We start from the raw sequence: 13,872 nt of genomic DNA, 5'->3' as shown, positions 1-13,872 counted from the left end.
TTGCCGGTTAATGAAATAATGTATATACATATGTACATATAAACTATATTTAGGAAAAATTGGGCAGCGGATGAGAAACACCACTCTGATTTTGGGGATCACATTATCTTGTCTCGGGTACGTATCCGGGCAAGGACGGGCAGGCATGCGCGAGCTGAATGTGAATGAATTCACAGCCTCGCCGGCGCCTGAATGGTCGGACCTGTTCCTGAGAAAATCGGGCTGGCTGGGCGGCGACGGCATATTTGCGATCCCATTTTCCGGCCGCGATGCTCAGAAAGAGGACAGCATTCTTTTTCTTTTCAGCGATACCGTGCTGGGAGAAATTGATGGAGCTGCATTGAAATCCGGGTTCTCGCTGGTGAACAATTCGGTAGCATTGTTGAATGGGAAATCACCCGATCCGGACAAGATCGCATTCAGGATTGCAAGCAGCGCGGAAGGGCACCGGGCTGTATTTGTCCCGAAATCGGACAAGCCCGACAAGGATACCTATTTCTGGCTGGGCGACGGTTTTGTGAACCCGGACTCGGGCAAAGATCTTTTTGTTTTTGCTTACAAAATCACCAACACACACGATAATTCCGCATTCCCGTTTAAGGAAACCGGGAACGCGGTGATCAGGATCCCCGCAGGTAGCCATTTCCCATATGCCGACCAGGAGCACTTTATGCTGCCGTTCAATGATTATCATGCCGGCGGCGAAACCATTTCGTTCGGGGCGGGAATTTATAACAACAGCCGGACAGCCGGAGAGGCTTCGCCCGATGGTTTTGTTTACATTTATGGTACCAAAGGATCAACCAAAAAACTGGTTGCAGCCAGGGTTAAGCCGGACCGACTCACGTCGTTTGGTCAATGGGAATTCCGGGGAGAGCAGGGATGGTCGAAAAGCGCAGGGGAGGCCGCTACTTTGAGTGACTCGGTCTCGAATGAATTAAGTGTGAGTATGTTGGCGCCAGGTAAATATGCATTGGTGTATCAGCTGAGCAGCATTTTTCCTGAAATCTGCATGCAGATAGGGCCAACGCCTTACGGACCATTCGGACCGAGAATCGTATTGTACAGAACGTCTGCCGATATCCGCGATCCTGATCTGTTTACCTACAATGCCAAAGCGCACCCGGCATTGTCGGCCCCCGGCGAATTACTCATTTCCTATAATGTCAATACTTTCAAATTTCTGGAAGTTTTGCCCAAGCAACCCAACCTTTATCGTCCGCGCTTTGTGCGGATCCAACTTAGCCAAAGCTCCAAATCAAAATAGAAATGTCTTCGAATTACGATAAATACCCCTTTATAGAAGTAAGCAAATCATCCGACAAATGCTTTGTGGGCTGGGCCAATATTTTTGGGGAGATAGCGCGCTTTGTTCAGCAGACAGGCCAGCCGAAGTGCGTGGTTTGTATGGATGTGTATCACGGGGTCGACACCGGCCCGGTGCGTGAGGCGATCGGGCGCTATATGCCTGCGGCCACGGTAGTCCATACCGGCGGTGCGCTTAAAAGCGTATCCGAGATCGGGGATATGGTGTACCCGTTCGTGACCGATGACCAGGTCTTCGGGAAAATGAATGACCTGGAAATGGTCGATTTTTTTGATACGGACGAGCTGCAACGGGTACGCGGGCAGATTCGCGCCATCGAGTCGGGGCTAGTGATCGTTTACGGCGAGGGCGCTGCACTTTTTGCGGATGCCGGCCTGCTTGTTTACGCCGATCTGGCGCGTTGGGAAATCCAGAAAAGAATGAAGCGCGGCGTAGTCGGTAATTTCGGAATGGACAACGCCGACGATCAGTTTGCATTGAAATACAAGCAAGGCTATTTCCTCGATTGGCGGGTTTTTGATCGGCATAAGCTCCTTTTCTTTGACAAAATAGATTTCTTCATCGATGCCTGTCAGGAAAACGAACCCAAAATGGTGGATGCACAGCTTTACCAAAAAGGACTCGATGAGGCTGTCAGGAGGCCATTCAGGGTTGTGCCGTTTTTCGATCCGGGACCATGGGGCGGGCAATGGCTGAAAAAAGTCGCCGACCTGGACCGTGGGGAGGTTAACTATGCCTGGGGATTCGACTGTGTTCCGGAAGAAAACAGCCTGCTTTTCAAGTTTGGTGAATGTATTTTCGAACTGCCTTCGATCAACCTGGTGCTTACCCGGCCACGCCAATTGCTTGGTAAGCATGTTTACGGCCTTTTTGGCGCCGAGTTTCCGATCCGTTTCGACTTCCTCGATACCATGGATGGCGGTAACCTGAGTTTGCAGGTGCATCCTACGAGGCAGTATATCAAGGAGCATTTTGGAATGGATTACACCCAGGACGAAAGCTACTATTTTCTGGAAGCCGAGGAGGACGCCTGCGTATACCTGGGTACGCGCAGGGGCGTGAAAGCAGCCGATATGATCGCAGACCTCGAAAAAGCCCAGGGCGGGTTGAAGGATTTCGATGCGGAAAAGTATGTCAATAAGCTGCCTGTCAAAAAGCATGACCATATTCTGATTCCCGCAGGTACGATCCATTGTTCCGGCAAGAATGCGGTTGTCCTCGAAATTTCGGCAACTCCCTACATTTTTACTTTCAAATTATGGGACTGGGGTAGGCTGGGCCTCGACGGAAAGCCGCGGCCGATCAATATCGAGCACGGTAAAAACGTGATCGATTGGGGCAGGGACGAGGATTGGGTGAAAGAGAACCTCTTTAATAATGTCGAGCAGATTTCCGTAAATGGCCACTCGATGGAAGAATCGACCGGGCTGTTCAATACCCAGTTTATAGAAACCAGGAGGCACTGGTTCGACAGCAAAGTGACTCATTATACCAACGGAAACCTGAATGTGGTCAATCTCGTGGAAGGTGACGAAGCCGTGGTAGAAAGCCCCGACGGCCTTTTTGAGCCCTATGTGATCCATTATGCGGAGACGTTCATCGTGCCGGCAGATGTGCCGTCGTACACAATTACGCCATCGGGCAAGAGCACAGGGAAGAAATGTGCTACACTAAAAGCCTACGTGAGAAAATAGGGGTTGGAATTTCGATTATCCAAATGTTACAAAGAGCAAAATTATTGTTTCTGATGGCGCTGGCTTTGCCGGCGTCAGCCCAGAAGAATGCGGCTGAACATCCGCAGGTTACGGATATCTGGTTGGTTTTCAAGACCCATTTTGATCTCGGTTTTACTGATTTGCCGGAAAACGTATTTCAAAGGTACCGGGGCGAAATGATGGATGGGGCGATGAAAATCATTGACGATAATGCGAAACTGCCACCTGAAAAGCGCTTTACCTGGACGGTGCCCGGCTGGCCGCTTAGCGAGCAGATCCTGGGGCCATTGCAAACGCCCGGCCGTAAGCAGAAAATCGAAAAGGCGATCCGGGAAGGTGCGATCGCCGTGCATGCCTATCCGTTCACGACCCATACCGAATCGCTCGACTACGAAGATCTGGTCCGCGGGTTGGGATTTTCTTCAAAAGTAGCCCGCGCCTACGGATTGCCATTGCCCATCAGCGCCAAATTGACGGACGTGCCCAGTCATTCGTGGGTGTTGCCGACATTGCTGAGCCACGCGGGTGTGAAATTCCTTCAAATGGGCTGCAACCCGGCGAGCCAGTACCCGCATGTGCCGCCGCTTTTCTGGTGGGAAGGGTCCGATGGATCGAGGATATTGTGCCAGTACACGGCGCTTTATGGGTCGGAGATTAAGCCCGGGGCCGATTGGCCGTGCCGTAATTACCTGGGTATGATCATGACCAACGACAATGAGGGGCCTCCGTCAAAAGAGCACCTGGATGCTATTCTTCAGAAAATTGCAACCGATTTGCCCGGTGTAAGGGTGCATTTGGGTACGTTGGACGATTTCGCCCGTGCCGTTTTGAAAGAGAACCCGAAACTCCCCGTCATCAGGGGAGATATGCCCGATACCTGGATACACGGCATTCTTGCCAACCCGAGGGAAACCAGCGTCGCGAGGAGAGCCCGGCCGATGGCTCCTGCGCTGGAAGGCTTGAATACGCAAATGAAAATATGGCAATTGCCGGTCGGGTCCATTTCGGGGCCATTGGCAAAAGCTTATGAGCAAAGTCTCTTGTACGCCGAGCACACCTGGGGAATGAATGCGGAATACGGGCCGCGTTACAGCTATGGCGAAGATTGGAAAAAATGGATGCGCGAAGCGGAGGCCGAACCGGTACCCGTTAATGGTGATTACTCTCAATTAAAGAATAGCTCGGCCCGGCACCCGGAAACAGGTAGCAAGCGAAAATGGCTGCATTCCTATGACGAGAAACGGCAATACATGATGAATGCAGCGCAGATTGTGGATGGCGAGCTGGCCCATCACCTCGAACTGCTGGCGAAGTCGGTCGGTATGGAAGGGAAGCGAATGGTCGTGTACAACCCGTTGCCGTGGAAGCGGTCGGGAATGGTTGAAATACCCTGGAAAAAAGGGGCATACTTCCTGGCCCGCGATGTGCCGGCATCAGGTTTTGTATCATTTTCGGAAAAGGAGATCGGGCAGACTGCCGGTGCTACAAGCTCAGTTTCCACATTGGAAACGCCGCATTTCAGTGTGGTTTTTGACTTGAAAAAAGGTGGGATTTCGTCACTTGTTGATAAAAAGAGCGGTAAGGAGCTTATAGACAGCAGCCAGGGGTACGTGGCGGGGCAGTTTTTACATGAGCGATTCAGTAGCAACGAGGTAGGCGCGTGGTTTAATCAATACAGCCGGATCAAGGATGGCTGGGGGCTGAATGACCTCGGGAAACCCGGCATGGCCAATGCGGCGCAGGTCCCGTACCTGGCGGTAACCCCGCAAAACTGGCATATCGATATCGCCGGGTCGGATGCGGCTGACATCGCTACGTTGACACCGACCGATACCCGAGGCCTGGCCAAAGGCTACAAGATTGTCTTCACATTTCCAAAGCACGAAGGTTATGTAGATGTGGAATGGTCTGTGGACTCCAAAACGCCGGAAAAGCATCCCGAAGGTGGCTGGCTATGTTTCCCGCTCGCGGTGAAAGAACCGGTTTTTACGGTGGGAAGGCTCGGAGGAATAATTGATCCATCGAAAGATATCATTGCAGGCACTAACAGGTATCTCATGGCGGTTAGCTCAGGCGTGGCCGTTACCAGGGCAGACCATTCCGGCGTGGGCCTCTCGCCGATCGATTCTCCATTGATCAGCCTGGGTGAGCCGGGCTTGTGGAAATATTCGGAGAAGGATATGCCCCGGAAGGCTGCTGTGTTCGTCAATATTTACAATAATATGTGGAACACCAATTTTCCGCTGTGGCAGGATGGCTCGTGGAGTGAAAAAGTGAGGATTTGGGGAATCGACGGGAAAACAGAGACGAACCAGGCCCTCGTAGGCAACGCGTGGGAAGCACGGCTGCCCTTGCTTACAGGCGCGGCCGATGGTCCCAAAGGCTCACTTCCGGCCCGGCGAGAGGGATTGGCTGTTTCAAGAAAAGGCACGCTGGTAACCGCATTCGGTGATAACCCGGATGGAGCCGGAACGGTGCTGCGCCTGTGGGAGCAGGCGGGTGAGGCCGGGGATATCACGGTTTCTTTTCCCGAAAAGTCGAAATTTACAAAAGCCACTCCGGTCAACCTTCGCGGAGAGGTGGCGGGGAAATCCGTTTCGGTGACGCACGGCAAGCTTCGTTTCGCTCTTGGGGCGTATCAGCCTGCGAGCTTTTTGCTGGAATAATGCCCCGTTGGTTGCAGGACTTTGGCGTGTTCGTTTTGCTTATTATTTCCGGGCGTGGTCAAAATTGCTATTTTTGCTTTTGTCTATCTGCAATCCGTCAATATGAAATTTAGTATCGATCACAAGAGTCCTGTTCCTTTGCATATCCAGGCAGAGAACCTATTACGCAACATGATCAACTCTCCGGAGCACCTGGATGGGAAGTTCTTGCCGAATGAGGTGGAGCTGGCAAAGCGGTTGGCCATTTCCCGGTCGACCTTGCGCCAGGCGCTCAATAAGCTGGTGTACGAAGGATTACTTATCCGGAAAAAGGGCGTAGGTACGAAAGTGACGGAGCCTGTAATTAGTTCTAAATCAAAGAACTGGCTGAGTTTTACGCAGGAAATGAATGCGCGGGGAATTATCGTCAAGAATTTCGAGCTGCACGTAACCTGGGTGACGCCCGACGAGAAGATCGCCAATTTCTTTGACATCGGTACCGACAAAAAGGTGCTGAAATTGGAGCGGCTTCGGGGTAAAGCGGAAGGGCCGTTTGTGTATTTTATCTCCTATTTCCATCCAAGAGTGGGGCTGACAGGCGAGGAGGATTTCAAACGGCCATTGTACGACATTCTCGAAAAAGATCATATGGTGATCGCTACGCTCTCGAAGGAAGAGGTGAGCGCGATTGCCGCCGACAAATTCACCGCCGCTAAACTGGAAGTTGAACCCGGAAGTCCCATTCTTTTTAGAAAACGGTTCGTGTTCGACCAGGGCGAACGGCCTATCGAATACAATATCGGCTATTACCGCGCCGACAGCTTTGTGTATACAGTTGAAAGCGTAAGAGAGTAGCTGACATAATTTTCAAATCTACTGGGGAGAGCCGCAGGTCCGGACATGATCGGACAGGCGGCCCTCTTTTTGTTAATCCATATCACTTCGACTGGGCAACGGGCTATCATAAAAGGTCAAACGAGTATTAACCAGTCACGGTAATTGTAGATACATTTATCGCCCTTTTCGCGTATAGCTCAATGGGTTTCTTGTTTTTGTAAAACAGCGTATACTTATAAAATTCATACAAAATCAATGAATTATTATTATTGATAATATTTGTATGTTCGAATATATGTTTATATGTTTGTACATATTAAAGTGCGATTACCGATAATGTCATAACCGAATAACGTGAGCCCCGCTCCGAAGGCTACTGCATTGCTTTTGTTTCAGAAAAGGGCAAAGCGGCAGGCCGATAGGACTGCCTGGTGGAGCAATTGCGGCATGGTGGCCGCGTGCAAACTGTGCAGAATGCGGTGACGTTTATCTATTACCGTTATACGTATCATCAGCAAACCCCGAAGAATTGACGATCATAACCCAGCAGGCCTTCCGGCCGGCAGGAAGGGACTTTATTAATTAAACCTTGCCTTTTATGAAACCAAAACTACTGACTGAAAATGTGCACGGTGCGTCGTGTACCTTGTGGGGGATTGCGTTGATGGGGTTTCTCGCTCCCATGACGTGGGCGAATGCCGGTCCGCTCAGTCGCGCCCCGGGCGGGCGTCCGCCAGGCGTATTAACGTCCGGCATCGCCACACATGCCGCACACCGAACCCGGGCCGAACAAGCCGTTTCGGGAAAGGTTACCGATGAAAACAATGCAGGGATACCGGGCGTCAATATCCTGGAAAAAGGGACCAACAATGGTGTGGTCTCCGATCAGGACGGGAACTACTCCATCCGGGTGAAAGACGAAAACAGCGTGTTGGTTTTTTCCTACATCGGCTACACAAGCAAGGACGTGAAGGTCGGCTCGCAGTCGGCGATCGCGGTGAAGCTGGATGTGTCGCCCCAGGAACTGAACGACGTGGTGGTGGTAGGTTACGGAACGCAGAAACGGTCGGAACTGACCAATGCGGTAGTGCAGACAACCGGTGCGGAAATTAAGAAATCCAATGCGGTGTCGCTGTCCAACTCGCTTGCGGGCCGCATGGCCGGGGTGTATGTGACGCAGCGGAGCGCTGCGCCGGGTTTCGACGATTCACAGATCCTTGTGAGGGGAGCCGGCACCTACCGTAATACCTCGGCGCTGATCGTAATCGACGGGGTGGCCAATGCCGATCCCGACGGCTTGAACCGCCTCGATCCCAATGACATTGAATCTATTTCCGTCTTGAAAGACGCCTCCGCGGCCATCTACGGTGCGCAATCGGCAGGAGGGGTTATTCTGGTTACTACCAAAAGAGGGACAACCGGAAAGCCTGCATTCGATTTTTCTACCACACAATCATGGCAATCGCCGACAATGAAAGTGAAGTCGGCCGATGCATTCCAGTATATGAAGGTGCTGAACGACAGACGAGCGCTGGAAGGAACGCCGCCGGACTTTCCCGATGCATTAGTAGACGCATTCAGAACTGGCCAGCGCCGGCCTGAAAACTGGTGGAATGCCCTTATTGGTCCGCCGGTGCGACAAACACGCTATTCGCTCACAATGCGGGGAGGTACCGACCGGGTGAGGTATTTCTTATCCCTGGGTACGGCTTCGCAAGGCGGCATCCTGCGCGGTGACAACAAATCGAAACTCAGACAATACAACGTAAGGAGTAACATCGATGTAACGGTAACCAAAGATTTTGAGGTAGGTCTCGATCTGTCAGTTCGTGAAAAATATACGCAAACACCGCAGGGTGGCGCCGGTGGGGAAGTGGGTGCGCTCGCAAGCACGAGCCCGTTGCAGGAAGCCTATATCGGCGGAGACTACCGCTATCCCGGTGAAGGATGGTCGCATTTGAACCCGGCCGCGCGCCTGCAAAGCCCGGGGTACCGCAGATACAAAGCCGACGTGGCCAGCGGAACGCTGCGGGCCAAGTACAGCATTCCGTTCGTGAAAGGATTGGCGCTGGACGGTTACCTGTCGCTGGTTAAAACGGTGGATTACAACAAGCAGTTTAATTACGTATGGCCCTATTATGAGCGCGCTCCGGACGGGTCGATTGTGAAAAAGCAATCGAGAACGGTGGAGGATATCGGTCTGCGTGAGGACTTCAAACAAAGTTTACGTACGACCGGAAACGTGAAACTCTCTTACGCCACGACGTTCGCCAGGGACCATAAAATAAATGCATTTGTGGCCTATGAGCAGATGAGCTACAACGACAACCTGTTCTGGGCGCAGCGCCTCGGCTACGATTCGCCGCTGATCGACCAGCTTTTTGCGGGTAGTACCAACCGGGCCAACTGGAATAACGACGGAACAGCGACGGAATCGGGTCGTCAGAACTTTTTCGGACGGGTCAGCTACGACTTTAAAGAAAAATACCTTTTCGGTTTCAGCGCGAGGTATGACGGTTCGCCGATCTTCCCGAAAGAAACCCGGTTTGGATTTTTCCCGCAAGTATCTGCCGGCTGGGTGATCAGCAATGAGGCATTCATTCCGAAGAATATCATCAGCAATCTGAAACTGAGAGCGTCCTGGGGGCGCCTGGGCAACGACCGGGTGAATCCGTTCCAATACATTGCGGCCTATGGCTATGACGCCGGTTGGGTGGTAAATGGGGTAGATGCCCGCGGGATTGCCGTGAAGTCGACGCCGAACCCGAATATCACATGGGAAGTGAGCGAAAAGACCGATTTGGGCCTGGAAGCAGCATTTCTGGATAACCGCCTGACGTTCGAAGCCGACATTTTCAAAAACAAAACTTCCAATATCCTCGGCAGAAGACAGGCTTCGATCCCCAGCTACACCGGCTTGATCCTGCCGGATGAGAACATTGGTAAGATGAACAGCCAGGGTATCGAATTGCAGGCGGGGTACCGGCACAACTTCTCCAACCTCACGCTGCGTATCAACGGAAATATCTCATATAACAAAAACGAGATTGTCTATTTTGATGAAACCCCTCAGGCCGAGCCTTATCAAAAGCTGGAAGGGCAGCCGTTCGGCTCGCGCCTGGTTTACAAGGCCATCGGCATCTATCGGACGCAGCAGGATCTGGACAACAGCGTGAAATATCCGGGCGCGACTTTGGGCGGGCTGATTTTTGCCGACCTGAACAACGACGGTAAAATCGACAGCAACGACCGTTACATGTTCAATACCACTAATAATACCGATGCTACCACCGGGGTTACGACGATTTTCCCAAGTACACAATACGGTGTGAGCGTAGGATTGAACTACAAAGACTTCGACCTGACGATGTTGCTGCAAGGCCAAAGTGGCGCCAAGTTCCGGCTGAGCACAGGATTCAACTCGGGTGCGGGAGGTAATGGTCTGGAATACGTAGCATTGAACAGCTATTCCAAGGAGAATGTAAATGCCGAGCTGCCGATGATCGCTCCGACCGGCCTTGCCAATTCGGACAGCGACTTCTATTACCACAAGGCAACCTGGATGCGCATGAAAAACATGCAGCTGGGTTATACGCTTCCTAAAAGCCTCCTTTCGAAAGCAAGGATTACTGCGCTGCGGATCTACGTTTCCGGGGATAATGCATTCATGCTCTTCAACTCGCTTAAAAAGTATGGCAATGGTGACCCTGAATTCCTGAGCGGAAACGGTGGCGCGTATCCTAATATGAAGACCCTGAGCTTCGGCCTCAATCTTACTTTCTAATTCAGATAACCTATGAAATATTTAGTTATAAAAAATCAGGTAATGAAGCGGGCTCTCACGATGTCGGTCGTCGGCATCATCGCTGCGGCCACTTCCTGTAACGTGCTCGACAAGAAACCGCTGGACGCGATATCGGATGAGGCGGTATTTAATGATGCGGTTTTTCTTCAAAACTATGTGTACAACATTTATAACGGTATCAAGCCGCCCTGGGCGCCTGGTACCGGTGGCTATGATGCGCTGACGGACATTGCAGTGAACCAACCCGAAACCCATGAGCGCTCGGCAGGTATCCGCAACTATATCGAAGGTAATATGACCGCGGACAATGTTTCCGATCTGGCCGCAATGCAGGATGGTACGCCGCTATGGAACTATGAGTACGGCTTTATCAGAAAGGCAAACGTGTTTTTTGAGAATATCGAGAAATCGAGCATTCCTGCCGACAAGCTGGATCCTATGAAGGGCGAAGTGCATTTCCTGCGTGCGTGGATGTATTTCGAATTGATGCGCACATTTGGTGGTGTACCTATTATTACAAACAGTTTTCAGCTGAACTCGGAGAGCTTTGATGTGCCCCGGAATACGTTCGATGAATGCGCGAAGTTTGTATTGGAAGAGTCGGATAAGGCTATCGGATTTTTGAACGGGGTGCCGGTCAATACCGGCAAAATCAGCAAAGCGGCAGCGATGGCGCTCAAAGCGAGGGTGTTGCTTTTTCTGGCAAGCCCGCTCAACAATCCCTCCAACGACATGGCTAAATGGAAAGCCGCCGAAACGGCTACCAAGGCTGTTCTCGACCTGGGCTTCACGCTGCACCCGGAGTATGCTGCATTGTTTAAAAAGCCTCTGAAAACGGACGAAACCATTTTCGGGAAGTCGTTCACGCCTGCTACCAGGATACCCGGCTGGGGTTACAATTACGACTACTGGCCCAGCGGTTTCGATGCGCAGCAACGGATCGTGCCGACGCAGAACTTCGTCAATATGTTCCAGATGACCAACGGCGAGTATCCCTACCTGGCCGACGGGGTGACGGTGAATGCGGCTTCGGGTTACGACCCGCAGAAACCGGAGAAAAACCGGGATCCGAGGTTTTATGACGCGGTGATTTATCCCGGCGCGGGACCGCTCAATATCGTAGACGGTTCGAAAAGTACCGAGCGCCTGTACGAATATTGGGAAGATGCCAATCCGAACCCGGACAACGCGCCTCCTTATATCAACCCTAACAAAGTAGACCCTAAAAACGGCCAGAACCTGTTTGACTTCGGCCGCGATTCGAAAACCTACTGGGTAAAAGGGCTCACGCCTTTCCACTGGCGGGTGCAAACGGGTTACACCTTCAAAAAGACCGACGACTTCGTCGGCCCGCGCGCGAGCTTTGACTATGACTATAATCAGGTGGTGGTGTTCATGAGGTTGACCGAGTTTTTCCTGAATTATGCTGAAATCGAAATGGCATTGGGTAACGAGGCGGTTGCAAGGGAATACATCAACAAGGTCAGAAAGCGGGCGTCGGTACATATGCCCGATGTGAAAAGTACGGGTGCCGAGCTGGTGCGCGTGTACCGGAGCGAAAGGGCTATCGAGCTGCATTTGGAGGATTCCCGCTTCTTCGACCTCATGCGTTGGAAATCGGCGCCCGGAAATGTGGATATAGCGGTGAGAGGGCTTACAAAAGTTACCATGGACTGGACGGGCGCCAAGCCGGGGGATGCTTTGGGGAAACTATCCTATACTTACGGCGTAATCCCCGAAGCCGAGGTACGGAAGCCCTGGAAAGGCGACCATTACTACCTCTTCCCAATCCCGAATACGGAGATCCGGAAAAGCAATGGCGCGCTTAAACAGAACCCGGGCTATTGATCAGGCGTAAATTCTCATAGAGTGAATTAGTAAATAGTTGAGGTATTTGGGACCAATGGCGGGGCATACCCGCCATTGGTTTTTATAGGCGGTTTCAGTAACACCTCGTGCTGCCGCCCGTGCGGAAAGGGTTTGGCGGTTGGCAGAAATGAGCCTCTTGGCGTATGTATATAGCGCCCTTTAATATGTATATACATATCATACATATTGGCTAAATTTCGACGAAAAATTTCTGTTTTTCTTTGAGCTTGTAGAACTAAAATACAAAATGATATCTGACAATAAATTTGTAATTAATTTTAAATCAGTTGATTGTATTTAATGAGTGTTATTTTTGTATGTTGATTTAATGCAACTTTTTTGACTGTTAGTGATATGTTTGTATATTTGAACATATATTACAAAGTCCCTTATGAAAGCGCCAAATGTAAGTCTGGGGTTGGATGTTGGAGGAAGTCATGTTACGGCCGGTGCCGTGGATATGTCTGTCGCCGGAGAGCGGGCGCTTTCGATGGTGCGAAAGGAATTAAATAGCTTCGGCGCCGCCACGGAGATTGTGGCTGCGATCGCCGGTTGTATCACAGAGGCACTCGCGGGCCGGGAGCCGGTTGCCTCAATCGGGATCGCATTCCCGGGGCCTTTCAACTATGCCAAAGGGATTTGTACAGTCCTTCACGTAGGCGGGAAATTCGAGCGAATGTTCGGGCTTCACCTCGGGCAGGCGCTCAAAGATGCTGCCGGTATGCCTGACACCGCAATCCGGTTTTTCAATGATGCGCATTGCTTTGCCGTCGGCGCCTATATGCAAAACTCGCTGGAAAGTAAACGGACCGTTTTTCTCACGCTCGGATCTGGCTTTGGATCGTCGTTCATGGAGAATGGCGAACTGGTAACACATCATACCGCGCTGCCCGAGTCGGGCGCATTCTACAATGAGCCTTTCGGGGAATCCATAGCCGACGATTATTTTTCTACGCGCTGGTTTCACCAGGCCTATCAGCAGGCCACCGGGCAGAATATCAGAAATGTTCGTGAACTGGCTAAAATGGATTCGGAAGTCTCGAAATGCATATTCGATGAATTTGGTGCTAACCTGGGCGGGTTTCTGCTTCCATGGCTGAAAAACTTCGGGTGCGATGAGCTGGTGATTGGCGGGAATATAGCAAAAGCGGGCCATTTGTTTCTCAATCCATTAGAAAATGAATTGAAATCGCTTGATAGTAAAGTGCATGTGGTTTTTTGTGATGATACCGAAGCATGTATCCTGACCGGTGCTGCCTGCCTGGGCAACCGGGAAGGGGAGGCCTTCGACGGTTCTGCCGGAGCTCCGGTTCCTGCCTATGACACCGATCTTTTGATTGAACGGTTGCGTCATGAAAAAACGGCGGCGATCGATGGCTTGGAAGTGCGTTCATGGGAAGTCGTCCGGCAGAAACTGCACGCCGCGCTGACGGCGGCGGGACGGAAGGTACTTTGGTACGACATAGATGCCTGTCTCAAAACCCCGCCCGCCGATGAAGGGCGTTTGGGGAATGGATTTCATTCATTAGATGATCAGAAAATGAGGGTATTGCACCCTGATACTTCCGCGGATTTGTGTATTGTTTACGGCACCGGCGCCGCCTTGTGTGGCTGGGAGGGAAAGCTGGTGAACCTGGATTCTGCCCTTGAAACGAAACCCGTTTGGTGACCAAA

General features: G+C 51.5%; 7 protein-coding genes. All 7 read left to right on the top strand.

Annotated features, from left to right (window positions below; genetic code table 11):
• The first annotated feature begins 70 nt into the window (after positions 1 to 70).
• The 7 genes from J2Y43_RS00380 (at position 71) to J2Y43_RS00350 (ending at position 13,867) form a co-directional block, all read left to right on the top strand.
• Positions 71 to 1,267, top strand: coding sequence for a DUF5005 domain-containing protein (locus J2Y43_RS00380; protein ID WP_309981775.1), 1,197 nt, complete (start codon positions 71 to 73; stop codon positions 1,265 to 1,267).
• A 2-nt stretch (positions 1,268 to 1,269) separates the two neighbouring features.
• Positions 1,270 to 3,021, top strand: a complete 1,752-nt coding sequence (locus tag J2Y43_RS00375; protein ID WP_309981776.1) for a class I mannose-6-phosphate isomerase — start codon at positions 1,270 to 1,272, stop codon at positions 3,019 to 3,021.
• 23 nt (positions 3,022 to 3,044) lie between these two features.
• Positions 3,045 to 5,708, top strand: coding sequence for a hypothetical protein (locus tag J2Y43_RS00370; RefSeq protein WP_309981777.1), 2,664 nt, complete (start codon positions 3,045 to 3,047; stop codon positions 5,706 to 5,708).
• 102 nt (positions 5,709 to 5,810) lie between these two features.
• Complete coding sequence (locus J2Y43_RS00365; RefSeq protein WP_223406884.1) at positions 5,811 to 6,542, top strand: GntR family transcriptional regulator; 732 nt, start codon at positions 5,811 to 5,813, stop codon at positions 6,540 to 6,542.
• Between the two features lie 580 nt (positions 6,543 to 7,122).
• Positions 7,123 to 10,308 (top strand): TonB-dependent receptor, encoded by a 3,186-nt coding sequence (locus J2Y43_RS00360; protein ID WP_309981778.1) that lies wholly within the window; start codon positions 7,123 to 7,125, stop codon positions 10,306 to 10,308.
• Positions 10,309 to 10,350: 42 nt separating this feature from the next.
• Entirely contained in the window at positions 10,351 to 12,177 is a 1,827-nt protein-coding gene (locus J2Y43_RS00355) for a RagB/SusD family nutrient uptake outer membrane protein (protein WP_309981779.1), read from the top strand.
• Between the two features lie 412 nt (positions 12,178 to 12,589).
• Positions 12,590 to 13,867 carry an ROK family protein gene (locus J2Y43_RS00350; protein WP_309981780.1) on the top strand — a complete coding sequence of 426 codons (1,278 nt, stop codon included), beginning with the start codon at positions 12,590 to 12,592 and terminating at the stop codon, positions 13,865 to 13,867.
• Positions 13,868 to 13,872 lie beyond the last annotated feature (5 nt).

The organism is Dyadobacter sp. BE31 (assembly GCF_031457695.1).
In the GTDB taxonomy this organism is placed as follows: domain Bacteria; phylum Bacteroidota; class Bacteroidia; order Cytophagales; family Spirosomataceae; genus Dyadobacter.
The sequence above is the reverse complement of the archived record's forward strand: the minus strand, read 5'-3'. Positions and strand labels throughout refer to the sequence as shown.

What these genes read in the sequence shown, in the direction of transcription:
- J2Y43_RS00350 (WP_309981780.1), top strand. Translation starts at nt 12,590, where the DNA reads ATGAAAGCGCCAAATGTAAGTCTGGGGTTGGATGTTGGAGGAAGTCAT.
- J2Y43_RS00355 (WP_309981779.1), top strand. Translation starts at nt 10,351, where the DNA reads ATGAAGCGGGCTCTCACGATGTCGGTCGTCGGCATCATCGCTGCGGCC.
- J2Y43_RS00375 (WP_309981776.1), top strand. Translation starts at nt 1,270, where the DNA reads ATGTCTTCGAATTACGATAAATACCCCTTTATAGAAGTAAGCAAATCA.
- J2Y43_RS00370 (WP_309981777.1), top strand. Translation starts at nt 3,045, where the DNA reads ATGTTACAAAGAGCAAAATTATTGTTTCTGATGGCGCTGGCTTTGCCG.
- J2Y43_RS00380 (WP_309981775.1), top strand. Translation starts at nt 71, where the DNA reads ATGAGAAACACCACTCTGATTTTGGGGATCACATTATCTTGTCTCGGG.
- J2Y43_RS00365 (WP_223406884.1), top strand. Translation starts at nt 5,811, where the DNA reads ATGAAATTTAGTATCGATCACAAGAGTCCTGTTCCTTTGCATATCCAG.
- J2Y43_RS00360 (WP_309981778.1), top strand. Translation starts at nt 7,123, where the DNA reads ATGAAACCAAAACTACTGACTGAAAATGTGCACGGTGCGTCGTGTACC.